The organism is Stenotrophomonas sp. 2201_Sma (assembly GCF_056486685.1).
Window position 1 is genome coordinate 3925944 of record NZ_CM151329.1, and the last position, 25956, is coordinate 3951899.

The following is a 25956-nucleotide window of genomic DNA, read 5'->3' on the forward strand; positions in this document are numbered from 1 at the left end:
CGGGATGGGCTGCGCAGGGGCCGCTGCAAGTACGTCCATGTAAGCTCGGTCGCCGCATCCATGCGGCTCACGCCCCTGCGCAACCCACCCCGCCCGGCCTCTGACAGTTTCCGTGTGCGCCAGCCACGGAAGATCAAAAGAAAGAAGCAGAAGCAACAGCCAGCGGCTCCTGGGGTCAGATTGCTTTTCCGCAGGAAAAGGAATCTGACCCCTCTCTCCCATCCGATATCACCAACGCTTTTGCCGTCCGTCACCGGGAAATTCGCGAGGGTGAGTCGGGATGGGCGGGCGGGACCGTTGGCGCCATGGATGGCGCCATCGAGCCCCCATGGATGGGTTTACGGCGTGTCTCGCCCGCCCATCCCGACTCACCCAACACGCAACAACTCAGAGCCGAACACAACCTGCAGTTGCTGTTGCTTCAGACGTTGCCCGCAAGCAGTCGCGGCCGCAGGCCGCGCCGGACACTCACAGATGCCGCAGTTCCTGCTTCAGCGTCGCCACACAGCGGCGGCTGACCTCCAGCGGCTGCTTGCCATGCCGGAGCACCGCCTGCACCTGCCCGCCCACGCCACGACGCAGTTCCACCAGTTCGTGCCGCGCCACCAGACAGTTGCGGTGGATGCGCACGAAGCGGCTGGCGAATTCCTCCTCCAGCGACTTCAGCGACTCCTCGATCAGGTCCTCACCACGCGCGTGGTGCACCACCACGTACTTTTCCTCGGCCTGCAGGTAATGGATGTCATCCAGTGGAATCAGCCGCAGGCTGCCCCGCAGCCGGGCGCACAGCATGCTGCGTGCCTGTTGCCCCGCGTCGTGCTGTGGCTGCCCCCCGCGCCCGGCCAGAAAGGTCCGTGCGCGCGCGATGGCCGCTGCCAGCCGCTCGGCACGCACCGGCTTCATCAGGTAGTCGATGGCCGCCGCTTCGAATGCCGACAAGGCATGCGCGTCATATGCCGTACAGAACACCACCGCCGGGCGTGGCTCGAAGCTGGCCAGGTGACGGGCCGCTTCCAGCCCATCCAGTCCGGGCATCGCGATGTCCAGCAGCACCAGGTCCGGCTGCAGTTCCGCGCAGGCGTGCAGGGCCTGCTCGCCGTTACCGGCCTCGGCCACCACGTCCACCCCCTCCTGCGCGGCCAGCAGGCTGCGCAGGCGCTCGCGCGCCAGCGGTTCGTCATCGGCGATGACTACCCTCACGATCGTTCCCTCACTGGATCGGCACCGTCACCTGGCAGGCATAGTAGCCCTCGCTCCAGCCGGCCGTCATCCGTGCGGCACTGCCGAAGCGCCACGCCAGGCGATGACCGATGCTGTGCTGGGCATGCCCGGCGCCGCGTGCCAGGGCCAGCCCCGGCATCTGTGGATCGGGAGCGGGATTGCGTACGCGGATGTGCAGCTCGTTGCCTTCGCGCGCCACGTGCAGCTCGACGGTGCCACCTTCCGGCAACCGCGAAATGCCATGCAGCACTGCATTTTCCACCAGTGGCTGCAACACCAGCCGCGGCAGCGGCTGCTCCCACGGCAGCGGCTCGTCACGCTGCCAATGCACCTGCAGGCGCTCTCCCAGGCGCAGCGACTCGATCGACAGGTAACGCTCGGCCAGCTCGCATTCGGCCTGCAGGGTGGAATCTCCATCGCCCGCCCCCAGCGCCGCGCGGAACAGATCGGACAGGTCCAGCACGGCGCGTTCGGCCACCGCCGGATCACGATGCAGCAGACTGGCGATCAGATTCATGCTGTTGAACAGGAAATGCGGACGGATCCGGGCCTGCAGTGCATCGGCCTGTGCACGTGCGTTGGCCTGCACCTGCGCGGCCCAGCGGTCGCTCACGTAGAAGTAGCGCAGGGCCAGCGCGCTGATCAGTGCGCTGGTGGCCGCACTGCCAAGGGTGAAGCGCCAGAAGCTGATGCCACGGGCGAAGCTGTCGCCCAGCACGGCATACAGCGCGTGGATGATGCCCGCGCAGACCACGGCGATCAGCGCCGCCAGTGCGATCGCCGCAGCGGCGCCCAGCAGCGGTGGCAGCCTCGACAGCGCCTGCCGCAGCATGCACAGGCTGGCGGTCACCGCCAGCGCCAGCCAGAGTGCGAAACCGCTGGCCGAAAGCAGCTCGCCCACCGTCCAGTGACGGCTGCCATCGGGCGCCAGGGCCAGCAGCACCACCACCAGCTCGGCCAGGCCGAGCATCGCCGCCAGCCGCCGCAGGCGGCACAGTTCCGGCATCCAGGGAGGCGTGCTGGCCGGAGACATGGGTCAGGCGACGCCCAGGCGTTCCTGCAGCCAGTCACCCAGGGCATCGATCTCCTCGGCACAGACCTGGTGCGCCATCGGGTAGCTGTGCCACTGCACCTGCAGGCCCAACGCGCGCAGCGCCTGCGCGCTGTGTGCGGCTACCGCCTGCGGAATGACCGGGTCGCCGCTGCCGTGGGCCATGAACACCGGCACGTCCACTGCGGTAGCCACGCGCTCGGCGCTGTCCGCGTCGGGCAGGTAGGTGGACAGCGCGATCAGCCCGGCCAGCGGCGCCGTGCGCGACAGCGCGGCGGTAAGAATGATCGCGCCCCCCTGCGAGAAGCCGGCCAGGAAGATCTGCTCCGGCGTGATGCCCCGCTCGATCTCGCGGGCGATCAGGGCCTCTACCTGGGCCACCGATTCGCGCACGCCGGCCATGTCGGCGCGGGAACGGAAATCCATGCCGACAATGTCGTACCAGCCGCGCATCGGCACACCGTTGTTGATCGTGATCGGCCGCACCGGGGCGTGCGGGAACACGAAGCGCAGCGCCGGCCAGTGCGGACGCACCAGCTCCGGAACGATCGGGGCGAAGTCATGGCCATCGGCGCCGAGGCCGTGCAGCCAGATCACCGACCACTGCGGCGAGGCGCCGGTTTCCTGTTCCACCGTTTGCAGCATGTTGCGGCTCCTTCAGATGCGAGCCGCATTATGCCGCCGGTGTGGGGCGATCAGTACAGCGGTGGCTGTTCGGCCGCTTCCCGGCGCAGCTGCGCGGCGCGTACCAGCACCGGCGGCGGAATGTTCTCCTCGGGGATGTCGAGCAGGCCCAGCCGGTGCAGGAACGCACCGGGACCGCGCGACGAGGTCAGTGCGACCACCGGGATGGCCAGCACCATGCCGATCACCACCGGCGCCATCCATGCCGCCAGCGACGGCGAGACCAGCCAGGCCAGCACGCCCATGAAGGCGCCGAACAGGCCCAGGCCGCCGTAACCGCGCACCAGCGCCATCCAGGAAATGCCACCGTCGTCGCGCTGCTGGGCGTCCCACCCCGAGTCGCGTCCGGACAGCACTTCGGCCACGCCGCGGGACTGCACATACATGACCACCGGCGCCATCAGTGCCGCCAGCACGGTCTCCACCAGCATCGACACGAAGGCACGGAACGCACCGCCGCAGCCACGACGATCCACCGGGTCCAGCAGCATCGCCAGGTAGCCCAGCACCTTGGGCATCAGCAGTACCGCCATGGTGGCGGCGAACAGGCGCACCACCTGCTGCTCGTCCTGCGCGCGCCAGTACACGCCGGGCGCCAGGTGCAGCACGGCATTGAAGTCGATGCCTTCCTGGAACAGCGGGATGGCGATGCCGATCAGCATCAGCATCGCCCACATGGGCGCAGTGAAGTAGTGGCCGATGCCGATCAGCATGTGCATGCGGCTGATCCAGTGCAGGCCGCGGCTGCCGACCACCTTGCCGTGCTGCAGGTTGCCCTGGCACCAGCGGCGGTCGCGCACCAGCAGGTCGGTCAGGGTCGGCGGGCCTTCCTCATAGCTGCCCCCCAGGTACGGCACCATGTGCGCGGCCCAGCCGCCACGCCGCATCAGCGCGGCTTCGACGAAGTCGTGGCTGAGCACGTGGCCGCCGAACGGCTTGCGCCCAGGGAGCGATGGCAGGCCGGCATGGTCGGCGAAGGCACGGGTGCGGATGATGGCGTTGTGGCCCCAGTAGTTGCTTTCAGCGCCGTGCCACCAGGCCACGCCCCGGGCGATCACCGGCCCGTAGACGCGGCCGCCGAACTGCTGCATGCGGGCGAACAGGGTGCGTCCGCCGATCACCGACGGCAGGGTCTGGATCAGGCCGACGTCAGCGTTGTGTTCCATGCCGGCCACCAGGCGCACGATGCTGTCGCCGGTCATCAGGCTGTCGGCGTCCAGGATCAGCATCTGCGGGTAGGCCCCGCCGAAGCGGCGCACCCAGTCGGCGATGTTGCCCGCCTTGCGGCCGCTGTTGTCGCCACGACGGCGGTAGAACAGCCGCACGCGGCCGTCGGGCACCTGCTCGCGGAGCTCGGCGAAGACCTGCTCTTCGGCCCGCGCGATATCGTCACGGCGGGTGTCACTGAGCACGAAGAAGTCGAAACGCTCCAGCTGGCCGGTGGCCGCCACCGATTCGTAGATCGCACGCAGGCCGGCCAGCAGCCGGCGCGGATCCTCGTTGTAGGTCGGCATCAGCAGCGCCGTGCGGCTGTGCACGGTGGGCAGCGGCTTGTCCGGATCAATGCCCAGGCGATAGCCACGGTCGAACACGGCGGTGAGGAAGCCTGCCACCGCGCTGGCGAACGACAGCGCGATCCAGGCGAACAGGCCCACGAACAGCACCAGCAGGCAGGCTTCGAGCACGCTGATGCCGTTGACCGACAACACCCGCCACATCATCCGGGTGGCCGCTGCGGTCATCACCAGCGTGCCGCCCAGGATGTACAGCCGACGCAGGCCGATCAGGCGTGGCGAGGTGCGGTGCCGGCGCACCCTGAGCTGCCCTTCGCGCAGGGTCTGCTCGGGCATCGGCAAGGGCACTTCGGCAGGCAGCAGCGCCCAGCCGGCGTCAGGCCCGGGCGATTCCGCCTCCGCATGGATGGTCTGCACCCCCATCGGCGCCTACTCCGCGCAGTCGGCATGGCCGGCCGTCCCGGCCAGGCTGCATGCACGAAGGTTCCCGGCGCGCCTTCCCGGCGCCCGCACTTGTCCTGGCTGCGTCGGCCTGAGGCTGCGCAGTCGCTGTCTGTCACTACCGGAACCCACACGATCTCCAACGGGGCGGAATCGAAAATGCGGCCCAGTCTAGGCCGCTACATGTAAGCCGGGTGCGAAGGCCTACGCCGGGATTTCTCCCCATTCAGCAAACAGCAGGCGAGGCTGCCGACGGCCTGCCGGATCGACCACAATTGGATCGAGCAAAACGGGCGGCGGCACATCCCTCGGCGATCGCGCTGGCGACGGGGCCAACGCGATCGATCGTACTTCAGCAGCGCGCGTTACTCGTCCTGCAGGACGACGCCGGCCGCGTCCTGCAGGGCAGCGGTGCGCGCACGGTCCATCGCCACCGCCAGTTGCTGGCGGGCGAGCAGTTGTTGGGCCTGCACCACTTCGGGTGTGGGCAGAAGCACCGGTCCCGGTGCGTTTTCCGGTGTAGCGGGTGTGGTCATGCAACCTCCGTGGACATCCCCGCTGCCGCGCGGGTCCAACCGGGCGGCAGCGGAACTGCGCACCCTATCCTAAAAACAAGGCGGATGGGTGACGTGCAAGCCGGTGAGGCCTGCGCCTGCAAAGGGCATGCGTCACGTTCCAGGCACGCAGCGCTGGATCCTGAATAGGCATTTCCGGTAGCATGAAAACGTTTTCTCACAGGGAAGTTCCTCCCATGAATACCGTCGACCTCACCCACTTCAGCCCCAAGTGGCAATTCCGCTTCAACTTCTACCGCCAGCACGGCGCGCCCAAGGAGCCCGGCTTCAAGCAGGCCTGGCGGGCCCTGTCCTTCGGCGACCGCCTGAAGATCAACCTGAACATCTTTGCCCTGTTCTTCGGCCCCATCTACCTGCTGATCCTGGGCATGTGGCGCAAGGCGCTGGTGGTGATCGGCATCGCCATCGCCCTGGCGGCCATCACGATGTTCCTGCCCGACATCGTCGGCCGCGCGGTGTTCATCGCCTTCAATGTCCTGGTCGCCTCCAGCACCAACTACAGCTATTACCTGGAGAAGGTGGAAGGCCGGACCGGCTGGAACCCGTTTGAAGGAATGTTCTGAGCCACTCAGACCTGCGCACGGACGCGCGGCAAGGATGCAACCGACGCCCGGCCCCCGCCGGGCGTCTTCGTTTCCGGCATCAGGCAGCGCGCAGCGTGGCCGTCGTGCCCGTGCCCGCTTCCGACTGCAGCCGGAAGCGGGACACCGCCACCGCAAGCTGCTCGGCCTGCTCTTCCATCGCGCGCGCGGCAGCACTGGCCTCTTCCACCAGCGCCGCATTCTGCTGGGTGGTTTCATCCATCTGCACCACGGTCTGGTTGACCTGCTCGATGCCGGCCGACTGCTCGCGCGAGGCGGCCGAGATCTCGGCCATGATCTCGTTGACCCGCCCGACCTGGCCGACGATCTCCTGCATGGTGTTGCCTGCACGGTGCACCAGCTGCGCACCGCTGCCGACCTGGGCCACCGATGCGTCAATCAGCCCCTTGATCTCCTTCGCCGCTGCGGCCGAGCGCTGGGCCAGCGCGCGCACTTCGCTGGCCACCACGGCGAAGCCGCGTCCCTGCTCGCCCGCACGCGCGGCCTCAACGGCGGCGTTCAGGGCCAGGATGTTGGTCTGGAAGGCGATGCCGTCGATCACCGAGATGATCTCGGCGATGCGCTGCGATGAGGTTTCGATCTGCTGCATGGTCTGTACCACCTGGCCGACCACCTTTCCGCCTTCGCTGGCCACGTCCGCCGCCGATGCGGCCAACGTGTTCGCCTGCAGGGCATGATCGGCATTCTGGCGCACGGTGGAGGTCAACTCCTCCATCGACGCTGCCGTTTCTTCCAGGTTGGCCGCCTGCAGTTCTGTGCGACGCGACAGATCGCTGTTGCCCGCGGCGATCTCGCCGGCCGCCAGGCGGATGCTCGCCGCTGACTGCTGGATCTGGCCGACGATATGGGTCAGCTGTTGCGCGGTGCTGTTGGCATCGTCGCGCATCACCGCGAACACACCATGGAAGTCGCCCTGCATGCGTGCACTGAGATCGCCGGCGGCGATGGCGCGCAGCAGCGTGGAAAGCGCCGCGAGGTTGTGGTCGCTGGCCTGCATCATCGCGTTCAGCGTGGTCACCATGCGGCGGAAATCGTGCTCGAACCGCTCACTGTCACCACGCACGGCAAAGTCGCCGGCGGCAGCAGCGGCGGCCAGCTGCTGGATCTGCTCGTTGATCGCCGCAAGGTTGCTCTTGGTGGTGGCCATGGCGGCGGTGAACACCGCCTTCTCGCCCGGCAGCGGCTCCATGTCCACGCTCAGATCGCCCACCGCGTAGCGCTGCATCACGTCCACCAGCCGCTGGGTGACCGCATTGCTGGACGCCACCAGCTGATTGCTGTCGGCCACCATGCGACCGTACTCCCCCGGGAAGGCCGCCGCGTCCATCCGGTAACTGAGCTCGCCCGCATCATGGCGGCGTGCCATCTCCGCCTGCGCCGCCATCACAGCCTGCAGCTGTCCCCGCATGCCCTGCATCGCCTCGAGCAGGCGCCCGACCTCATCGTTGCCGCGCGCCGGCAGCGCGGTGTCCAGCTTGCCCGCCGCCACGTCACCTGCAATGCGTACCGCCTGCGCCAGCGGCCGGATCGCCATGTGACGCAGCAGCAGGTAGACGCCGGCGCTCAATGTCAGCGCGGCCAGCACGCCGACCAGCAGCGTCAGCCACAGCAGCTGGCGAGCCTCGGCCACGATCACGGCATGCGGCACCACCACACCCAGCGCGAAGCGCTGCGGGGCATCGCCAACCCGCAGTGGCACGTACAGGCGCACATTGCCGGCGGCATCCGGCTCGAACGCTTCGACGGTCCTGTCGGCCGCGATTGCGGCCAGCATGTCGCGAGTGAAGGCATCGGTGCGCGGCTTGCCGATCTCGGCGGCGTCGGCCGAAGCCAGGACTACGCCCTTGGGCGAAAGCAGTTCAACGCGGCCTGCTCCCATCGGCGCAAGCGTCGCCAGATGCTTCTGCAGCGCCGCCAGCGAGAAATCGACGGTGAACACGCCGAGGAACGTGCCGTTCTCCACGATGGGCGTGCTCAGGGTGCTCATCAGCACCTTCTGGCCGGCGATCTCATAGGCATAGGGCTCGCTCACCTTGGGCAGCTTGTCGCGGCTCGGCCCCATGTACCAGTCACCGGACCCGCTGGCGGTGTCGGTGTAGTCGGTCATCACCGACTGCTGCGGTTTGCCATCCTGCCAGGCCCAGTAGCTCATGTAGCGACCCGTGGCGTCATGGGCCTCGCTGTTGACGAACTCCGCGTCCTTGCCATCGAAGGCATCGGCCTCCCACATGGTGCTCTTGCCCAGCCACTCCGGGTGCGCGCGCAGCTGTTCGCCGAGCACGGCCGCCAGGCTGGCACGATCAGGCTGGTCGCCCCGCGAGCGCTGGGCCAGGACGGCCTCGACCATGGCATCGTTACTGGCGAAGGCGGTGCCCAGATCGGCCGCGACCTGGCGTGCTTCGGCCTGCGCCTCGCTGGCCATGGTCTGCCGCGACGCGTTGATCAGGCTGGCACTGGCCTGGCGGTAGATCAGAAAGGCGGTCAGGCCGAAGCACAACAGCGCGATGGCAGCGGTGCCCAGCATCAGCTTGTGGGCGATGCTGCCCGGACGACGGGCAGCGGCGGAGCGGGAAGACGGCATGGGAGGGTCCGCAAGGCAGGTCAGGACATCCGGCACCGCGTTGGCGCCGCGCTGGTGCGCGATCCCTCGCGCGGCGACCTGTCTGAGCCGGGCGATGCCCGGCACCGCAAGGGCGCACCGGGTTAGCGGCCGTTCCGCGGCGGGGTTGAGTCGTTGCCCTGCGTCAAGCTGAATGCACTCAGTTTGGGATGGCTCATACGTGCGGCGAACCTACTCGACCACCCGGTCCTTCAACCACTGCGTGCGTGGCAGCACTTCGATGCTGCCTGCCGCGTACTGCTGCAGTACATCGTCCGGACCGTAGCGCGGCTGCCAGCCCAGCACCGCAACCGCACGGCTGCCGTCGTACACGCGGTCGATGCTCAGCGGCAGTGGCCAGCCGCGGCGCTCGAACTCGGCCAGCAGCTGCGGTGCGCGCCGCGCCAGCACCCGGCGTGGCTGGGTGGCCAGTTCCAGGCAGTCCTCGCGCCGGAAGGGGGTCGGCGCGCAGGCGATGTAGCGCTGGAACGGTGCGCCCCCGTTGTGCAGCAGCGCGGCATGCGCGCTGGCCACATCGCGTGCATCCAGGCCCCGGTGCAGGCGGAACATCGCCATGCGCTCGGGAGGCTCGGGGAAGCAGCGGCCCATGCGCAGCACGCGCACGGCGAATGCCTCCGATGCCGCGGCTTCGGCCAGCGCCTCGGCCTGCAGCTTGGTGCGGTGGTAGATGGTCCTGGGCAGGGGTTCAGTGTCTTCGTCGATCCAGCGACAACCGCCTGCCACCACGGCATGGCCATACAGGGCGGTGGTGCTGGTCAACACGAAGCGTCCGACGCCGGCGTCACGCGCCAGCCGCAGCAGCTGCGCGGTCGCCTCCACGTTGATCTGCTGGAACACCGTGTCCGGCACCAGCCCGACATGCGGTGCATGCAGCGCAGCGGTGTGGATCACCGCATCCACGCCGCGCACGGCACGCTCCAGTGCCTTCGTGTTGGTGACATCGGCAATGATGCGTGTGGTGGCGAACGGGCTGCGATCCAGCCCGATGACTTCATGGGTGGCCGCCAACGCGCCGAAGATCGCGCGCCCGATCCGCCCGGAACTTCCGGTCAACAGAATCTTCATTGAGTCCATTCACTCAACAGCGCCCGGGAGCTACCGGGATGAACCGATTCTAGGCGTGGCCTGTGTCCAGGGCGATAGCGGCGCTGCGCAAGTGCAGCGTCAACGACAGGCAGGCAGAACGTGAAGACCACGCGCCATCTGCGGACGTACCGTTAGCCTGCCGTCCGCAAGCATGAGGCTCCGCCACGCCGAGAGAGATCCCCTATGGCCAGCAGCAACCGCGGGTTCGCGTCGATGGACCAGCGCATGCAGCGCGCGATCGCCGCCAAGGGTGGGCGCGCCGCCCATGCCTCCGGCAACGCCCATGAATTCAGTCCCGCCGAGGCGCGCATTGCCGGCCGCAAAGGAGGCGAAGCCATCAGCCGCGATCGCCAGCACATGGCCGCGATCGGTCGCGAAGGCGGGCATGCACGCCACGCCCGCGCACAACAGCAGCGCCAGCAGTCCGATCAAGGTCCACAGGGCCGCGACGAACCGGGTCAGCAGGACTGAGCGACGCACCTCAGCCGTGGCTGAGGAGGTTCAGCAGGCGCCCGAACGGGTCGCGGACGAAGAACCGACGCACGCCCCATGGCTCCTCGACGGGGCCATACACGACGTCGATGCCGGCGCTGCGGATCCGTTGCAGGACGTCATCCAGATCGTCCACCTCGATCGACAGGTCCGGCACCGGCGTACCCGATCCGCCCTCGCTGGCGAAACTGAGCTGCGCAGGTGCAGTGTCCTGCCCGGCGTAGGTGACGATCCAGCCATGATCCATCACCACCGGCATGCCGAGGATGCCACCGTAGAACGCGGCGGCGCGCGCCGGATCGGGCGTGGCGATGTTGGCGACGATGCGTCTGACAGCCATGACGTTCCTGTTCAATGAGGGGCAAAAACGAAACTGCGCGACCGGCCGGCACACCGTCAATCTTCAGGGACGCGTGCACAGACTGATGCGGCAGGGTGCGAAAAGTGTGGCTTCCGTCACGAAACATTAACGCGTTAACAAAATTCCCGTCACATCGCTGGGGGTGAAACGCATTCAGGACAGTTAGCGGCTGGGTAGACCGTCAATCAAGGAAGTTTGCCTGATGAATCACCCGCTGCATGGCCGTTCGTCCCGCTCCCGTTCCCCCTTGCAACGCCCGCTGGCACTCGCGGTGGCCAGCTCCCTGCTACTGGCAGCCGCCCTGCCGGCGATGGCCTCCGATTCACTCGATGCCTGGCAGCAGCAGCGCCAGCTGCAGGCGGCGTGGGCCCAGCCGGGCCATGCACAGACGGACGCAACCGTTGGTCCTTCGGCGCAGGCCACGTCCACCCCGGTCCTGGGCAACGCGGGCGATGCCGCCAGTTGGCACAGCGACGAGTTCAATGCCGACTGGGGCCTTGCCGCGATGGGGGCCGACCATGCCTATGCCCGCGGCCTGACCGGCCAGGGCGTACGCCTGGCGCTGTTCGATTCCGGCTCGGCGCTGGCCCACCCGGAATTCGCCGGCCGCAACACCACCAGCATCACCATCGGCCCGGACTGCGCGACGGCGGGGATCGTCGCCGGCGAAGGGGCCTGCTCGCAGACCCGCGGCGAACAACCCGGCTACAACTATTACGGCCTCGGTGCCGGGGTGCCGGCGGCGCTCGCCGGTCGCCTGATCGCGGCCGGCCTGCCCTACGGCTTCAGCTACGCCGATCATGGCACCCACGTGCTGGGCACCATCGGCGCCAACCGCGACGGCACCGGTATGCATGGCGTGGCCTTCGGTGCCGACCTGACGGCAGCGCGCGTGTTCGGTGACACCTACTATGAGTGGCGCCTGGATCCGGATGGTTTCTATCGCCCCCGCGCGGTGTACCGCACCGACCCGGACGACGACGCCGTACTGGACATGTATGCGCAGGTCCAGGCGCAGGGCGTGCGCGCCATCAACCACAGCTGGGGCATCTCGACCCGCAACATGAGTGCCGCGGCGCTCGACCGCCAGTACGCCGCGATTGGCGCGGATTACGACGTCTACGGCAGCATCTACGCAGGCAGCGACGCTGCCCCCGGGTCGACCCTGATCCAGGTGTGGTCGGCCGGCAACGGCAGCGGGGCCGTCGCGGGCATCACTGCGGCCCTGCCGCGCTGGAAGCCGGAGATCGAACCCTACTGGCTGGCCGTGGCCAACGTGCGCCAGCCGGTCGCCGACGATGGCGAAACCGACTATGTGCTCGACGACAGCTCCAGCATCTGCGGTGCCGCCGCCAACTGGTGCATCTCCGCCCCGGGCACTGACATCGCCAGCACCATCGTCTCCGGTGAGATCCAGGGACGCATCGAGGAAACCAGCGAGTACCTGCGGCTGATCATCGACAGCGAGAACACCGAGTACACCTACGGCCTGAAGACGGGCACCTCGATGGCGGCGCCGCACATCACCGGCGCCCTCGGGCTGCTGTTTGAGCGCTTCCCCTACCTGGACAGCGCACAGGTCCGCGACGTGCTGCTGACGACCGCCCGCGATCTGGGCGATCCGGGCATCGATGAGATCTACGGCTGGGGCATGGTCGACCTGCGCAAGGCCATCGAAGGCTTCGGCTCGCTGCGCGTGGACACCGATGTGGTGATGAACCAGAAGGCCGGTGGCCTGAAGGTCTGGGAAGGCGAGGCCTGGGATGACTGGACCAACGACATCGGTGGCCCCGGCAAGCTGACCAAGTCCGGCATCGGCTGGCTGCGCCTGAGCGGCGACAACAGCTTCAACGGTGCGGTGGTGAACGAGGGCGTCCTGGAATTGAATGGCGCCAACACGCTCACCTCGGCAGTGGAGGTGAAGGGCGGCCAGTTCCTGCTCAACGGCTCGCTGGTCTCCACCGCCCTGAACACCACCGGCGGCGTCAGCACGGTCAGCGCCGGCGGCGTGCTGGACCACAGCAATCTGGTGGTCGATGGCGGCGTGATCTCCTTCAACGGTACGCAGACCGGCGGTAATACCACCGTAGGCGCCAATGGCCTGCTGAAGGGTGTCGGCACCCTGGGCACCACCCGGGTCGACGGCATCATCGCGCCGGGCAATTCGATCGGCACGCTGACCGTCAACGGTGACTATGTGCAGGGCGCTACCGGTGTGTTCGCGTCTGAACTGGCGCCGGGAGGCCGCAGCGACCAGCTGCACGTCACCGGCACCGCCACGCTGGACGGCACACTGGTCGCGCTGCCCGAACCGGGCGTGTACTACCTGGGTGAGCAGTTCAACATCCTGCGCGCCGACGGTGGCATCAACGGTCAGTTCGCCCGTACCGACTTCAGTGCATTCTCGCCGTTCCTGCAGTTCAGCCTGGCCTACAGCGCCAATGGTGCGCGCATCGACGTGGCCCGGGGTGCGCTGCTGGCCACCGCGGCCACCACGCGCAACCAGCGCGCCGTCGCTGGCGTAGCCGATGGCCTGGCGATCAACCAGGGCCTGCCCCGGCCGCTGACCCAGCTGTTCCCCGCACAGGTCGGCGCCGCGCTGGACGGCCTGAGCGGCGAGCTGCATGCCGCCACGCCGCTGGTACTGGTCGAGAGCAGCCGCTACGTGCGTGATGCAGCCTTGTCGCGACGTGCGGGCAATGCGTCGCCGGGCAGCACCGGCGACGCGACCGGTGCGTGGGTACAGGCGATCGGCGGCAACGGCAAGCTCGATGGCGATGTCGAAACCGCGCGCACGGACGCCAACAGCAACGGCCTGCTGGTCGGTATCGACCGCGAGTTCGATGGCTGGCAGGCCGGCGTACTCGCCGGCACCGGCCGTACCGACGTCAAGCAACGCGACCGCCGTGCCAAGTCGAAGATCGACAATACCCACTTCGGTGCCTACGCCAGCCACAGCTGGGGCGGCTTCGGTCTGCGCGGTGGCGTGGCCTGGAGCAAGCACGAGGCAGAGAGCACCCGCGAGCTGGCGTTCGCAGGATTCAGCGACACGCTCACCGGCCGTTATGACGCCCGTACCCGCCAGGCTTTCCTCGAAGCCGGCTACCGTTTCGGCTCTGCTGAAGGTGGCTTGGAGCCCTACCTGCAGGTTGCCCGCGTCGAAGTGGACCTGAAGCGCATCAACGAGCGGGGCGGCGCCGCCGCACTGCAGGGCGAAGTGAAAGACACCCGTACTACCGTGGCGACCGCTGGGCTGCGCTTCGACAAGGGTCTGAAGGCATCCTTCCAGCAGGACAGCTGGCTGCACCTGCGTGGCGCGGTGGGTTATCGCCGGGCCTCCGGCGACCGCAGCCAAGTGGCCAACCTCGCCTTCGCCAACGGTGGCGGCGCGTTCGCCGTCAGCGGAGCGCCGATCGCCGACAGCGCTGTCGTGGCCGAGCTGGGGCTGTCCGCGTGGCTGACCCCGCGGCAGTCGCTGGAGCTGGGCTACAGCGGCCAGTTCGGCAGCGAGAGCCGTGACCATGGCGCCACGGCGCGCTGGTCCGTGCGCTTCTGATCCACGTTCAACTTACCTGCTGAAGAGCATTGGGGCGGCCTGGGGCCGCCCCTTTTTTTCTCCGGAGAATGCAGCCCGCGCGATCAGGCTGCCTTCATCGCGTGCTTACGCGCACGCATCACATTGTGGCATTCCTGCACTTCCGGCAGCAGCTGGGTCACTTCCTGGCGTACCGCCGGCGGCAGGCCCTCATCCTTCAGCGCGTCCTTGAAAGCTGCCAGCAGGCGGTCTTCCGATTCTTCCAGCTCGGCCACGTAGCCATAGTTGGTGTCGCCGAACGCTGCGCGCACCTTGCCGTAGAACTGCTGCATCGAGCCGACCAGGGTGCCGTGCTCTGCGGGCTTGCCACCGGTGGCCGCAACCGCGCCACTGAGTGCCGACACGATGCGGCCCTTGACGCCGGCAATGCGGGTGAACAGTGCCGCCAGCTCGGCATCCTTCACCTTCGTGGCCGCCTCTTCGTAGAACGACTTGCCGTCGCGTGCGATCTCGATCAGGTCGTTGAGACGATGTTCGATGGTGGACTGGGTGCTCATGTTCTGCTCCTGAAGTTCAGATTCGTTGGGAACCGACAACGGTGTGCGTTGCCTGCATCACTACCTTGGACAAAGGAATGTGGCCCCGGGGTGAGCGTCGTTTGATGCATGCATCACGTCGCTCAACGCGGCCTGACCGCCGCTACCAGGGCACGAAAAGGATGATCCCGGTAATCACCAGCACGGCGGCCAGCACTCCCAGCAGCACCTTCCCTTGTCGCCAGCTCGGCGTCGGTTTTCCTGGCGTGTTCATCGTGTTTTCTCCTGTCGATGCGGACGCTGGCAGCCTGATGCATACGCCAGCGTCAGCACGTGCACGCCATGTGCATCGCGCGTGCACATGTGAGGGCCCTGCATGGACCATGCCGGTGGACAGCGATATCGCGCTCACCGCATGTACGCCGGGCATCAACGCCGGGACCGCTACGGTCAACATTCCTTCCCGACTGGAGCCGCACATGGCCATCAAGACTGCCGAAGACCTGTTCATCCACGAACTTTCGGACATCTACAGCGCCGAGAAGCAGCTGACCAAAGCCCTGCCCCGCCTTGCCCGTGCGGCCGAGAATCCGGATCTCGCCGCCGCCTTCGAAACCCATCTGGAGGAAACCCAGGGCCAGATCGAGCGGATCGACCAGGTGGTCGAGACGCTGGGCATCCGTCTCAAGCGCATCAAGTGTGCAGCGATGGAAGGGCTGGTGGAGGAAGGCAAGGACGTCATCGACAGCATCGACAAGGGACCGGTGCGTGATGCCGCACTGATCGGTGGCGCCCAGAAAGTCGAGCACTACGAGATTGCGTCGTACGGCACCATCGCCGCGCTGGCCAAGCAGCTGGGCTACAAGGACGCGCTCCCCCTGCTGCTGGAAACACTGGCCGAAGAAAAGTCGACCGACGAGAAGTTGACCCTGCTGGCCAAGGGGGGTGGCAACGCCAAGGCAGCACAGGCCGCCTGAGTTCCACTGCGATACGCCGCCAGGGACGGCGGCGGCAACAGGAGATCCCGATGCATCCGGATATCATCGGCTGGATGGCGACCCTTGTGCTGGTCGCCACCTTGCTCAGGCAGATGGTCAAGCAGTGGCGTTCGCCACATCCCGAGACACTGTCACGATGGTTGTTCGCAGGCCAGATGGTGGCCTCGGCGCTGTTCACCCTCTACAGCCTGATGCTGGGCAGCAGCGTCTTCGTGGTGACCAATCTGCTTCTGTTGGCGACGGCTCTGCTTGGGCAGGTGTTGGCGCGGCATCGCCAGAGGCAGGCCCCCCTCCCTCCCCCCTGTTGATTACCGCTGGCGGATACCGGCCGGCCCGGGATCGCCGAACAGGACCTGATCGCGGGGACAGAAAAAGCTGCGTCGCCGGGTTCTGCCCAGATACTGCTTGCTGACGGGGCCGCCACATCGCGGACAGCTGCGTTTGGCATGCACCTGCCAGTGCCTCTTGAGCTCGTGGCGACGCTTCCATTCCAGGAACTCGTAGCTGTAGGTCCTGGCTTCGCGGATCAGTGATCCCAGCCTGCGCGGCGGCAGGTCACCCACACGCGTGGCCGGGTGTACGCCGATCCGGAACAGCACTTCGTTCTTGATGATGTTGCCAACGCCGGCAAAAACGTTCTGGTCCAGCAGTGCGTCGCACACCAGGACGTCAGCCATCGCTTTCAGGCGGCGGCGCGCGAGCCGGGGGTCCCACGCATCGCTCATCACATCGGTGCGCCAGTCGTAGGCTTCTTCCAACGGGCCGTCGATGAGTTTGACCGAACAGGCATAGAGGTTCAGTTCGCCGGCATCGAACCTCAGCGATACGCGCGGAGGCGAAGGCTTGCGCTCATCGATGCGCCAGCTGCCGAACAGCATCAGATGGATCCGCAAGGTATGCGTGCCGAACTCCAGCAGGAAGTGCTTCCCCCAACTACGCACGGATCGCACGCGCTGCCCTGCAAGCATGGACAGGTCAATCCGGCTGTTGCCCCCGACATGTCGCAGTATCTGGCCGGTGAACATCTCGGCGGCCTCGCGCAGCAGCACGATGGAAGGGCCTTCAGGCATGGCCGTGTTCTCCGAGCAGTGCCTGCAATCGCAGTGCATTGCTGACCGCATGGCCCTGCGCCGTGTTGTCCAGGATCATCCAGGCGCAATGGCCGGCACGCGCGCGGTCCCTGAGCAGCCCGGCCAGCCGTGCCAGTGTGGTCTCGTCATAAGCGCTGCGATAGATATCCGGCTGGCCGTGCCATCGCCAATAGCTCCAGCCGCGGGCCCCGCCCGGCTCGCCCGCCTGCGCGACCCGCGCCGGGTCCGCCGCCACGCGCGCGATGTCATGGACCGCCAGCAGCGCATCCACCTCGGCACTGAACCAGGACGGATGTCGAGGCTCGCACGCCACCTGCCTGCGCGTGCGCCGACGCAGATCGTGCAGAAACGGTTCGACGTGCTGCGGCTCGTACGCCAGGCTGGGAGGCAACTGCAACAGCAGCGCACCTAACCGGCTGCCGAGTTCTTCCACCGCAGCCAGGAACGGGTCGAGCAGCGGGCCGGCACCGCGCAGCCGCTGCTCGTGCGAGATGGAACGCGGCATCTTCACCGTGAAGCGGAAATCGTCCGGAACGGAAGCGGCCCAGCGCCGATAGGTCTGGGGCAGGTGCGGGCGATAGAACGAGGAGTTGATCTCGACCAGAGAAAGGCGCGTGGCGTAGCGCTGCAGCAGACTGTCACCTCCACCGAAACTGGAGCGATCCGCCGCCGACAGGGACCATCCTGCGCAACCGATGCGTATCCGCGTTCCGGCAGGGTGCGGTTCCACCCCAGCGCTCATGACCCGCTCCCACCAGCAGGCGCAGCCTGCATCATCGGTCCGCCCTGATCGGCTCGCAGAAGAGGCGCCGTCAACAGCTGCAGCCTGTCCAGCGCGCTGGTCGGAATTCCGCTGGCCGTGCTGCGCACGAACCCGGTCCAGTCGGACAGGGCCACCCTGCCGAGTGCCGTGTGCTCCACCTGCAGCCAACCCATCCGCCAGTGCGAGAACTGGCGGCGACCGATACGACCACGGTTGAGCTCGACCACACTGTGATGGCTGCTGCTGTCGAGGATGCGCCGCCACGCGGCGTCCACGCCCTGCTGTGGCCCCTCCAGATACTGAAGGAAGCGATGACCATCGAACAGAAGCACGCCGGTGATGTCCGCTGCTTCATTGAATGCCACCGCGTCGTTGACGAGACCGCGCAGCCGTTCCGCGCTCAATGAGGCAACGGCTTCGCTCGCATAGGCAATGGCACGCAGAGGCATGGGGGCACCGACGGTTGCAATAGGCTCTACCTTAGGCTTCGCCGCCGAAGGTCCAGTGACTTCGGCGTGGAGGCTGCGTTCAAGTGTGGGGTCGACTCTGCACTCGAGGAGATGGCACGAGGTATACGGCAGCCCAACACGGGAGACACTCCAGGGTCGCCTCGAACCGGAACCCGGGCAACAGCGATCCCGGTTTCGCTTCGTTGCAGTGGTGCTCCAGCCCGTCACCCTGCCCGTTGCCGCCGATGCGCGCTCAGGCCTGCAACACGGATACGGGAGCCGTAGGCGGCATCGTGTGCATACGCGCGGCATCGGCCGAGCGACCCTCCGCAGCAGACAGCACCTGCATGACCCGATGCTCCGCTCGACGCTGCGCGGCCTCCACGCCCACCACGTAGACGAAGCGGCCATCGAACTTGGCCTGTGCGCCGTCGAGACCGTCTGCCAACAGCAGTGCCCGCTTCAGCAACTTCATCCAGGCGCGGGAGGGCACCCTGTCAAGTTCGACGACAACTGCCATCCCACCGCAGGCGAGCGGCATGCTTTCCACGCGCAGCACCTGGGGCGCAGACAGGGATCCGGAAGCGTTCATTGGGCGACTCCTCGTGCGGGGACGGCGGCAGTATCCACAGTGATCGCCAAGGCATCGTCAACGTTGCCGGCCCATCCGTGCACGCTGCCTGCACGGCACGCGCGGCTTCGCGTCGACACCACATCATCTCCGCATCGCCTTGATGGCCTGCGGCGGACACTGTCGTCCCCACGGCTCTATAGACCTACCTCATGCCTCGCACGACCGGCCAGCCTCCCTGCAATCTGCTTCTGGTGGAGGACCAGTTCGATCTGGCGGCACTGATGGAACAGGCACTTGAGGACAGTGGCGACCACGTCACCCATGCCTACAGCGTGTTTGATGCCCTCGGCCTGCTGGACCGTCAACGGTTCGATGGCGCGGTACTGGATGTGGAACTGCGCGATGGCGTGGTGTTTCCGGTAGCCGACCGCCTGGCCGAACTGAAGATTCCCTACCTGTTCGTCTCCGCGGTGTACGACCAGCTGGTACCTGCACGCCACCGGCGTGCCCCCTTCGTCGCCAAGCCGTTCCACATCGAGGGCCTGCAACGCGCTGTCCGTCAGACACTCTGCAGCGATACGGCGGCGGGAGGCCAGCGCTGAACCAGATCGTGCAGCAGCGAAACGCGCTCCGCCGAGGGCGGCTCAGGCCGCGCGGGCGTAGGGCTCGACCACGGCAAGCAGCCGCTCCATCGCCGTTGCATCCTCGTGACTGTCGGCAGCGCGCAGGATGAAGCTGGTCCAGTCCGCCCGGGCGATGTCCCGCAGGATGTCCGACTCTGTATGCAGGCATCGCATTGGCCAGAACGGCAACCGGCGCTGACCGACTCGACCGTGGGCCAACTCGATGATGCCGCCATGGCTGCTGGCACCGGTCACCCGTGAGTAGGCCACCTCCAGTCCATCCGGTGGGCCTTCCATGTACTGCAGGAACCGCTGCCCATCAAACAGCAGCACACCGGTTACGCCCGCGCCTCGATTGAAACGCGCGGCGTCGGCCATCAGGGATTCCAGCTTCCCGGTCGTGAAGTCCTCGCTGGCCTCACTGATGTAGACGATGGCTCTGTTCGGCACGCTCCGGCTCCTGCTCCCACAAACGCCGAGCGTATCGTGCCTCCCGTTCACCGCCTGTGTACGCGCACCGTGACCCGGTCACACTCCGCTGCATTCATACTCGTGTCGGCGGCCGCAACGCGGTCATCGCGAAAGAGACCGGTCTGCGCGCAGGCAGTGCCGCAGTTCCCACAGCCATGACAACGCAACCACCATCGCCGGCAGCAGCGTGAGCACCCAGTCCTGCGCCGGCGCCGGGCGCCATTGCAGTGCCCACGCCGGTTCAGCGTGATGGGCCACCCAAAGCACGAACAGCCACGGTGCCACATCCAGCACGCTGTGCACATGCTGCTCGGCCGGACTGATGCGTCGCCGGCCATCCGCGCTGGCGGTATCGAGATACCCCGCGATCGCATGGGCGGCCGCCAGCACGGCAAGCAACACCGCCAGCGCCCGCGTATCGGCCAGCAGCAACCAAGCCAGCACACCAGTCCCCACAAGCCCCAGCTGCACCCCATGCAGCGTGCTCTCGCGCAGGCCCGAGGTGTGGGGCAGATCGGTGCGGCGATGAAAATGGAAGTCCAGCGTGCCTGCGGCAAGCCACAGCACGTACAGGACCATCATGGCCGAGGCGCTCATGCTGCTCTCACGGCGTAAGCACGATCTTGCGGCAGTCATCGTCCTTGGCATCGAACATCGCGTAGCCCTGTGCGGCGTCGGCCAGCCGCATGCGGTGGGAGATGATGTCGCCCGGGTCGAGGCGGCCCTCCATGATGGCATCCAGCAGTTCCGGCATCAGGCCCTGCACATGCGTCTGTCCCATCTTGAAGGTCAGGCCCTTGTCAAAAGCATCGCCGAGCAGGAAGCCGTGGATGAAACCGGCATAGACGCCGGGAATACTGATCACGCCGCCTCTTCGCGCGGCCGCGATGCACTGCCGGATCGCCACGCCACTGCTGCCTTCCAGCTTGACGGTGGTCAGCGCTGTTTCCAGTGCACTGCCTTCGGCCTCGAATCCGACGGCCTCGATGCAGGCATCCACGCCCCGGCCACTGGTCTGGCTGAGGATGTAATCGGCAGGATCCGGAATATCCCTGAAATCGATCGGAATGACGCCGTAGGCATCCCGTGCATAGTCCAGCCGGTAGGACAGATGGTCGACCATGAAGATGGTTTCCGCACCCAGCAGGCGGCAGCATGCTGCGCTCATCAGGCCGACTGGACCCGCTCCGAAGATGGCCACGGTCGAGCCCGGCCTGATGCCGGCGTTGAGTGCAGCCTGGTAGCCGGTGGGCAGGATGTCGGACAGGAACAGGACCTGCTCGTCCGCCACACCGTCCGGAATCCGCAGCGGGCCGATGTTGGCCTTGGGCACGCGGACAAATTCAGCCTGCCCCCCGGCCACGCCCCCGTACAGGTGGCTGTAGCCGAACAGCGCTGCAGGAGGCAGCAGGCCTTTCTGGTTGAGCGCCGCCCCCTTGCCGGGATTGGTGGTCTCGCAGGCGGCATACTCGGCCAGGCGGCAATGGAAGCATTCACCGCAGGCGATCACGAACGGGATCACCACGCGGTCACCGGCGCGCACCTGAGTGACGGCGCCGCCGACCTCTTCCACGATGCCCATGAATTCATGGCCGAGCACATCGCCATCATGCAGGTCCGGGATCTTGCCGCGATACAGGTGCAGGTCCGAGCCACAGATGGCTGTCGCGGTCACGCGCAGGATGAGATCGTCATCCTGCGCCAGCACCGGATCGGGAACTGTCTCGACGCGCACATCCCTGCGGCCGTGATAGGTCAGTGCCTGCATGGTGCTTCTCCAGGGGATTGGACCTGCAGGATCGCAGCACTCCCCCTGCGGCCAGAGTGACCACACGGTGTGCAGGATGTTCATTCGGCTGCGCCATTGCGTTAACCCTCACGCGCGCACGCTGCAGCCTCCATCCACCATCCACGGAAAGACTGCCATGAGCAACAAGCTGCCGTTCAACCCCACCGTCGATGTCGATGACCAGGCCAAGGCACATACACCCGACAAGCGCCGCAACGACAACGCCAGATGGAAGGAGCACGACATGCCCGACGATGGCGATGGCCCCAAAGCGCGCCCGGATGACTATGAACGCCTCGATCCGGACCCCACCGGAAAGCGCCATCGCTGAGTCCGCCTCACGGACCGCATGCGCCGGATTCACGGATGTTTCGTGACCGGCCACGCAAGCTCACCGCATCCCCCATAGGATCTGCATGGCGAGGTGCTGCATGTGGAAGCGGAACGGTCTGTCACTGGTGCTGCTGGCTCTGACCGTGCTGTTCATTGCCGGCCAGGCACTGTCAGGACTGCAGGTGCACAACGAGGAGCTGGTCCACCACGGCCGCGCGCCGCTGGATCTGTGGCATTACCTGGCCAGCGGCCACTTCATCAGTGCCACCTTCGAGAACTGGGAAAGCGAATTCCTGCAGATGGGCATGTACGTGCTGCTCACCGTCAGCCTGCGCCAGCGCGGCTCTGCGGAATCGCGCCCGCTTGACCCTGCACAGGAACACGCACGGATCGAGCCCGGCCCGACACCCTGGCCGGTGCTGCGTGGCGGTATATGGAAGACGCTCTATGGACATTCACTGGCGATCGCCTTCGGACTGCTCTTCCTGGTCAGCTTCAGTCTGCATGCCGTCGGCAGCTGGAAGGCAGAACAGGTGGAGCAGCAGTTGCAGGGGCTTCCGCCACCCTCTTTCCTGGAACATCTGACCAGCAGCACGTTCTGGTTCGAGTCCATGCAGAACTGGCAAAGCGAATTCCTGGCGGTACTGGCCCTGGTCGTGCTGACCATCTTCCTGCGGCAGAAGGATTCCCCGCAGTCCAAGCCCGTGCAGGCGCCGCATGCGCAGACCGGAGACTGAGCCATGCCACGCCGGAATGCCACGACCGCACTGCTGGTCATCGACATGTTCAGCCGCTTCGATTTCCCCGACGCTGGCGCGCTGGCGCCCTTGGCGGAGCGGGCGGCGACCCGCATCCGCAGGGTGCGTGACCATTGTGATGCCCGCCGCTGGCCGGTGATCCATGCCAACGACAACTTCTCCGACTGGCAACGGGATTTCCGCCAGCAGGTGGAGCAGTGCAGGCGGGACGGTGGCAGTGCCGCGCGCATCGCGGACATGTTGGCGCCGGCCCCTCACCACTATTTCGTGCTCAAACCGAAGCACTCGGCATTCCTCGCCACGCCCCTGCCGATCCTGCTGGCCAAACTGGGGGTCCGCCACCTGTGGCTCACCGGCATGGCGACCGATTCCTGCGTACTGGCGACCGCGCTGGATGCCAACGCGCGGGAGTTCAAAGTAACCGTGGTGGCTGATGCCACCGCGGCGCTGCCAGCACGCAGGAGAGTGGCACTGCAGACGCTGGAGCGTTCAGGCGCCGCACGGATCGAGACGGTTGCCGGGCTGCTGTCCTCGCCGCGGCGAGCGCAGCGCTGAGCAACGGTCGATTTCCGGTCCTGCCGTTCGTCGAAACAGGGAAGGCAGGCCTCCCGCCGGCCGGAGCACCTCCGATGACCCCGATCCTCACTGCCTTCGCCACCTCGCCCGATCGCGGCCAGGGCCTGGCCCGCGACATGCGCGTGCGCTGGGCACTGGAAGAACTGGGCGTGGCCTATGACGTCCAGCTGCTGTCCTTTGCCGAGATGAAGCAGCCGGCCCATCTGGCGCGCCACCCCTTCGGCCAGATCCCCACCTACCAGGAAGGCGAGCGGGTGCTGTTCGAATCCGGCGCGATCCTGCTGCACCTGGCCGAGCGCCATCGCGGCCTGCTGCCGGCCGGGGACAGCGCCCGCATGCGCGCGATCATGTGGATGTTCGCTGCGCTGAACACCGTCGAGCCGCCCATCGTCGAGCGATCCATGGCATGGCTGCTGGAACGCGAGCAGCCCTGGTATGCGCAGCGGCAGGTGATGCTGGACGAGCGCGTGCACGCACGGCTGTCCCAGCTGTCGGCATGGTTGGGCGACAGGACCTGGCTGGAGGACGAATTCAGCGTTGGCGACCTGATGATGGTGGCGGTGCTGCTGCGTCTTCAAAGCAGCGGCATGATCGGCGGGTATCCGACGCTGGCCGCCTACCTGGCGCGGGCCACGGGACGCCCTGCCTACCAGCGCGCATTCGCCGCCCAGCGGGCGGTCTTCCAGAGCCGGTAGCCCTGCATCGGGCGGGACCCCGATGCGCCGACACGGTTGACGCCTCACCAGGCTGCGCCTACAGTCTGCGCCGCAGCCCCGCAACGGCGCTGCCGCAGGCGTTATCGTCATCCAACGCGCCCACAGCCGGGAGGGCCTCAGCAGAGGAAACCCGGGCGACAGGCGCCACGGTACTGCCCTGCCCTTCGCTCCTGCGGGAGTGGATGCATCACGCCGTGGCCTTTCCCAAGACCCTCTGGAAAGGCACTCCCATGAACCTCACCGGCAACACCATCCTCATCACCGGCGGCAGCCGCGGCATCGGCCGTGCGTTGGCCGAGGCGCTCCACGACCGCGGCAACCAGGTCATCATCACCGGCCGCGACCGGGCACTGCTGCAGGCGATCGGCGAGCAGCGCCCGGGCCTCGTCGCCCTGCCGCTGGAGCTGGGCGATCCTGCATCACTGGCGGACCTGGCCGACATCGTCCATGCCCGCTTCCCCGGCCTCAACGTGCTCATCGCCAACGCGGGCATCTCCCGCCCGGAAAACCTGGCCAGCGGCCACTGGGACGACTTCGATGCCGAAGCCATCATCGACACCAACATCCTGGGGGTGCTCCGCACCGTGGCCACGTTCCTGCCGTTGCTGACACAACAACGCAGCGCCACCTTGATGGCCACCGGTTCTGCGCTCGCCTTCCTGCCACTGGCCAGCTTCCCGACCTACTGCGCCAGCAAGGCGTTCCTGCATTCGTGGCTGGTATCGCTGCGTCATCAGCTTCGCCATCTGCCGGTGGAGGTGCTGGAACTGTCGCCCCCGTATGTGCAGACCGAACTGACGGGTGAGGCGCAGGCGACCGACCCGCGCGCGATGCCCGTGCAGGAGTACGTGCAGCAGGTTCTGCTGAAGCTCGAGCGCGGGGACCACCCGCGGGGAGAGCTGCTGCTGGAGCCGGACCAGGCACGACGCTGGGCCGAACGCGATGGCACCTACGACACGCTCTTCGCACTGATGAATCCAGCCTAGTGCAAGCACGGAATGCAATGGAGGCCGCCGCCGGCAGACGCCGGCGGTGGCTTCAGCGCGCGCTGCGCCGGCAGGCCGCCTGCACCAGCATCAACTGCGCGACCAGGATCAGCATCGCGCATCCCGACAGCAACCACGGGTCGATGTACCACTGCGCGTTGAAGCTGAAGCTGCCTGAGGAAATGCGCTTCCAGCCGTTGAAGTGCTGCATCGCCGCCACCACGAACGCGAAGCCTCCCGCGGAGAAGGAGAGCCAGGGCACGACGATGCCGCCGGGCCGCGCGAACAGGGTCAGCACCCCCAGCACGCCGATGACCGTGCGCTGCACACGGCAATAGGGACAGACGTAGGCCAGCCCGCTCCACTCCACCGACCATGCCAGCAGGCTCACCAGCACAGCCACGGCGCCTGCGATGTACAGGGTCTTCGCTGGAATCGTCATGCCGCCATCGTCTGCCATCCTGTGCCTCCTTCGTCGCCGGACCCGCGCAGGGTAGCGTGAAACGCGCCGTATGACCCAACCCCGCAGCCCTGTGCCCGCAATGCTCTCAACGCGGGCTTCACCGGCTCTGGAGTCCGATCGGCCCATCTCCTGTGCCCTCGCGCACGGCCACCCTGCCTGTCTCCGCCTGAGGATATCGACGTGAACCACTCATCGCCTCCCCTTGCCATCCTCGTTGCACGCGTACTGCTGATGCTGCTGTTCCTGGTCTCCGGCCTTGGCAAACTCGGCAACCTGGCCGGCACACAGAGCTACATGGAGACGATGGGCGTGCCCGGCATCCTGCTGTGGCCGACCATCGCGTTCGAGATCATTACCGGCCTGTGCATCCTGCTGGGCTTCCAGACCCGTCTGGTCGCCGCGGTCCTGGCCGCCTTCAGCCTGGTGACCGCCTTCATCTTCCATCACCAGTTCAACGATCCCACCCAGCAGATCATGTTCCTGAAGAACATGGGCATCGCCGGTGGCTTCATTCTGCTGGCCTGCACCGGCGCCGGCCGCTACAGCATCGATGGTCGCCGGCGTCGCGGATGAGGGCACCCTCGTCCATCTGAGGCTGACGGGGGTGGCAGCGTGTCGTTTTTCACCGCTCCCCCGCCTTCGCGATCT

29 protein-coding genes are annotated in these 25956 nt (G+C 66.9%); 12 read left to right on the top strand and 17 right to left on the bottom strand.

Annotated elements, in window-relative coordinates:
* Window positions 1-468: 468 nt before the first annotated feature.
* From ACZLIF_RS18045 to ACZLIF_RS18065, 5 genes are all read right to left on the bottom strand, one after another.
* Window positions 469-1200: a LytR/AlgR family response regulator transcription factor gene (locus ACZLIF_RS18045; RefSeq protein ID WP_053517196.1), complete on the bottom strand. Its 732-nt coding sequence runs from the start codon at window positions 1198-1200 to the stop codon at window positions 469-471.
* A 10-nt stretch (window positions 1201-1210) separates the two neighbouring features.
* Complete coding sequence (locus ACZLIF_RS18050) at window positions 1211-2254, bottom strand: sensor histidine kinase (protein ID WP_053517194.1); 1044 nt, start codon at window positions 2252-2254, stop codon at window positions 1211-1213.
* Window positions 2255-2257: 3 nt separating this feature from the next.
* Window positions 2258-2917, bottom strand: coding sequence for an alpha/beta hydrolase (locus ACZLIF_RS18055; protein ID WP_065174484.1), 660 nt, complete (start codon window positions 2915-2917; stop codon window positions 2258-2260).
* 50 nt (window positions 2918-2967) lie between these two features.
* Window positions 2968-4893, bottom strand: a complete 1926-nt coding sequence (mdoH, locus tag ACZLIF_RS18060) for a glucans biosynthesis glucosyltransferase MdoH (RefSeq protein WP_053517189.1) — start codon at window positions 4891-4893, stop codon at window positions 2968-2970.
* Window positions 4894-5276: 383 nt separating this feature from the next.
* Window positions 5277-5447: a hypothetical protein gene (locus ACZLIF_RS18065; protein WP_164972337.1), complete on the bottom strand. Its 171-nt coding sequence runs from the start codon at window positions 5445-5447 to the stop codon at window positions 5277-5279.
* A gap of 215 nt (window positions 5448-5662) precedes the next feature.
* Here ACZLIF_RS18065 and ACZLIF_RS18070 point away from each other — a divergent pair, with 215 nt between their 5' ends.
* Window positions 5663-6049, top strand: a complete 387-nt coding sequence (locus tag ACZLIF_RS18070) for a DUF2628 domain-containing protein (protein WP_128987754.1) — start codon at window positions 5663-5665, stop codon at window positions 6047-6049.
* Between the two features lie 79 nt (window positions 6050-6128).
* On the opposite strand, the gene ACZLIF_RS18075 is transcribed toward ACZLIF_RS18070, so the two are convergent.
* A complete protein-coding gene (locus ACZLIF_RS18075) occupies window positions 6129-8669 on the bottom strand; it encodes a methyl-accepting chemotaxis protein (RefSeq protein WP_128987753.1) in 2541 nt (846 codons plus the stop codon).
* 210 nt (window positions 8670-8879) lie between these two features.
* Complete coding sequence (locus tag ACZLIF_RS18080; protein WP_053517184.1) at window positions 8880-9773, bottom strand: NAD-dependent epimerase/dehydratase family protein; 894 nt, start codon at window positions 9771-9773, stop codon at window positions 8880-8882.
* A gap of 204 nt (window positions 9774-9977) precedes the next feature.
* On the opposite strand from ACZLIF_RS18080, the gene ACZLIF_RS18085 reads away from it, so the two are divergent.
* Window positions 9978-10265, top strand: a complete 288-nt coding sequence (locus tag ACZLIF_RS18085; protein WP_053517182.1) for a hypothetical protein — start codon at window positions 9978-9980, stop codon at window positions 10263-10265.
* Window positions 10266-10275: 10 nt separating this feature from the next.
* Here ACZLIF_RS18085 and ACZLIF_RS18090 read toward each other — a convergent pair whose 3' ends face one another.
* Complete coding sequence (locus ACZLIF_RS18090; RefSeq protein WP_128987752.1) at window positions 10276-10626, bottom strand: VOC family protein; 351 nt, start codon at window positions 10624-10626, stop codon at window positions 10276-10278.
* A 223-nt stretch (window positions 10627-10849) separates the two neighbouring features.
* On the opposite strand from ACZLIF_RS18090, the gene ACZLIF_RS18095 reads away from it, so the two are divergent.
* Window positions 10850-14203, top strand: coding sequence for an autotransporter domain-containing protein (locus ACZLIF_RS18095; protein WP_478462169.1), 3354 nt, complete (start codon window positions 10850-10852; stop codon window positions 14201-14203).
* An 83-nt stretch (window positions 14204-14286) separates the two neighbouring features.
* On the opposite strand, the gene ACZLIF_RS18100 is transcribed toward ACZLIF_RS18095, so the two are convergent.
* Window positions 14287-14739: a PA2169 family four-helix-bundle protein gene (locus tag ACZLIF_RS18100; RefSeq protein ID WP_053517176.1), complete on the bottom strand. Its 453-nt coding sequence runs from the start codon at window positions 14737-14739 to the stop codon at window positions 14287-14289.
* Between the two features lie 458 nt (window positions 14740-15197).
* On the opposite strand from ACZLIF_RS18100, the gene ACZLIF_RS18105 reads away from it, so the two are divergent.
* Both ACZLIF_RS18105 and ACZLIF_RS18110 read left to right on the top strand, forming a co-directional pair.
* Window positions 15198-15695 (top strand): YciE/YciF ferroxidase family protein, encoded by a 498-nt coding sequence (locus ACZLIF_RS18105; protein WP_065174478.1) that lies wholly within the window; start codon window positions 15198-15200, stop codon window positions 15693-15695.
* Window positions 15696-15745: 50 nt separating this feature from the next.
* Window positions 15746-16024, top strand: a complete 279-nt coding sequence (locus tag ACZLIF_RS18110) for a hypothetical protein (RefSeq protein ID WP_053517173.1) — start codon at window positions 15746-15748, stop codon at window positions 16022-16024.
* Here the strand turns inward: ACZLIF_RS18110 and ACZLIF_RS18115 are convergent, their stop codons facing one another.
* The 4 genes from ACZLIF_RS18115 to ACZLIF_RS18130 form a co-directional block, all read right to left on the bottom strand.
* Window positions 16025-16786 (bottom strand): DNA-formamidopyrimidine glycosylase family protein, encoded by a 762-nt coding sequence (locus ACZLIF_RS18115; protein ID WP_065174477.1) that lies wholly within the window; start codon window positions 16784-16786, stop codon window positions 16025-16027.
* The gene (locus ACZLIF_RS18120) at window positions 16779-17549 is read right to left on the bottom strand and encodes a DUF72 domain-containing protein (RefSeq protein WP_065181609.1); all 771 of its coding nucleotides are present in this window, start codon (window positions 17547-17549) and stop codon (window positions 16779-16781) included. The genes ACZLIF_RS18115 and ACZLIF_RS18120 overlap by 8 nt, the downstream gene beginning before the upstream one ends.
* Window positions 17546-18019, bottom strand: coding sequence for a BLUF domain-containing protein (locus ACZLIF_RS18125; protein ID WP_053517167.1), 474 nt, complete (start codon window positions 18017-18019; stop codon window positions 17546-17548). The genes ACZLIF_RS18120 and ACZLIF_RS18125 overlap by 4 nt, the downstream gene beginning before the upstream one ends.
* A 253-nt stretch (window positions 18020-18272) precedes the next feature.
* On the bottom strand, window positions 18273-18611 hold the full coding sequence (locus tag ACZLIF_RS18130) for a hypothetical protein (RefSeq protein WP_241685920.1): 339 nt from the start codon (window positions 18609-18611) through the stop codon (window positions 18273-18275).
* A 191-nt stretch (window positions 18612-18802) separates the two neighbouring features.
* Here ACZLIF_RS18130 and ACZLIF_RS18135 point away from each other — a divergent pair, with 191 nt between their 5' ends.
* Entirely contained in the window at window positions 18803-19195 is a 393-nt protein-coding gene (locus tag ACZLIF_RS18135) for a response regulator (protein ID WP_053517160.1), read from the top strand.
* Window positions 19196-19237: 42 nt separating this feature from the next.
* Here the strand turns inward: ACZLIF_RS18135 and ACZLIF_RS18140 are convergent, their stop codons facing one another.
* The 3 genes from ACZLIF_RS18140 to ACZLIF_RS18150 form a co-directional block, all read right to left on the bottom strand.
* Window positions 19238-19666, bottom strand: coding sequence for a BLUF domain-containing protein (locus ACZLIF_RS18140; RefSeq protein WP_128987750.1), 429 nt, complete (start codon window positions 19664-19666; stop codon window positions 19238-19240).
* 123 nt (window positions 19667-19789) lie between these two features.
* A complete protein-coding gene (locus ACZLIF_RS18145; RefSeq protein WP_065181605.1) occupies window positions 19790-20284 on the bottom strand; it encodes a hypothetical protein in 495 nt (164 codons plus the stop codon).
* A 7-nt stretch (window positions 20285-20291) separates the two neighbouring features.
* Entirely contained in the window at window positions 20292-21455 is a 1164-nt protein-coding gene (locus tag ACZLIF_RS18150) for a zinc-dependent alcohol dehydrogenase (RefSeq protein ID WP_128987749.1), read from the bottom strand.
* A 157-nt stretch (window positions 21456-21612) separates the two neighbouring features.
* On the opposite strand from ACZLIF_RS18150, the gene ACZLIF_RS18155 reads away from it, so the two are divergent.
* From ACZLIF_RS18155 to ACZLIF_RS18175, 5 genes are all read left to right on the top strand, one after another.
* Window positions 21613-21807, top strand: coding sequence for a hypothetical protein (locus ACZLIF_RS18155; RefSeq protein ID WP_053517152.1), 195 nt, complete (start codon window positions 21613-21615; stop codon window positions 21805-21807).
* 100 nt (window positions 21808-21907) lie between these two features.
* Window positions 21908-22546 carry a DUF6766 family protein gene (locus tag ACZLIF_RS18160; RefSeq protein ID WP_065174469.1) on the top strand — a complete coding sequence of 213 codons (639 nt, stop codon included), beginning with the start codon at window positions 21908-21910 and terminating at the stop codon, window positions 22544-22546.
* Window positions 22547-22549: 3 nt separating this feature from the next.
* Entirely contained in the window at window positions 22550-23122 is a 573-nt protein-coding gene (locus ACZLIF_RS18165) for a cysteine hydrolase family protein (protein ID WP_128987748.1), read from the top strand.
* A gap of 74 nt (window positions 23123-23196) precedes the next feature.
* Window positions 23197-23838: a glutathione S-transferase family protein gene (locus ACZLIF_RS18170; protein WP_128987747.1), complete on the top strand. Its 642-nt coding sequence runs from the start codon at window positions 23197-23199 to the stop codon at window positions 23836-23838.
* Between the two features lie 251 nt (window positions 23839-24089).
* Window positions 24090-24845: an SDR family oxidoreductase gene (locus tag ACZLIF_RS18175; protein WP_128987746.1), complete on the top strand. Its 756-nt coding sequence runs from the start codon at window positions 24090-24092 to the stop codon at window positions 24843-24845.
* Window positions 24846-24897: 52 nt separating this feature from the next.
* On the opposite strand, the gene ACZLIF_RS18180 is transcribed toward ACZLIF_RS18175, so the two are convergent.
* The gene (locus ACZLIF_RS18180; RefSeq protein ID WP_065174466.1) at window positions 24898-25305 is read right to left on the bottom strand and encodes a hypothetical protein; all 408 of its coding nucleotides are present in this window, start codon (window positions 25303-25305) and stop codon (window positions 24898-24900) included.
* Between the two features lie 234 nt (window positions 25306-25539).
* On the opposite strand from ACZLIF_RS18180, the gene ACZLIF_RS18185 reads away from it, so the two are divergent.
* Window positions 25540-25881, top strand: a complete 342-nt coding sequence (locus ACZLIF_RS18185; RefSeq protein WP_219631776.1) for a DoxX family protein — start codon at window positions 25540-25542, stop codon at window positions 25879-25881.
* The last annotated feature ends 75 nt before the right edge of the window (window positions 25882-25956 follow it).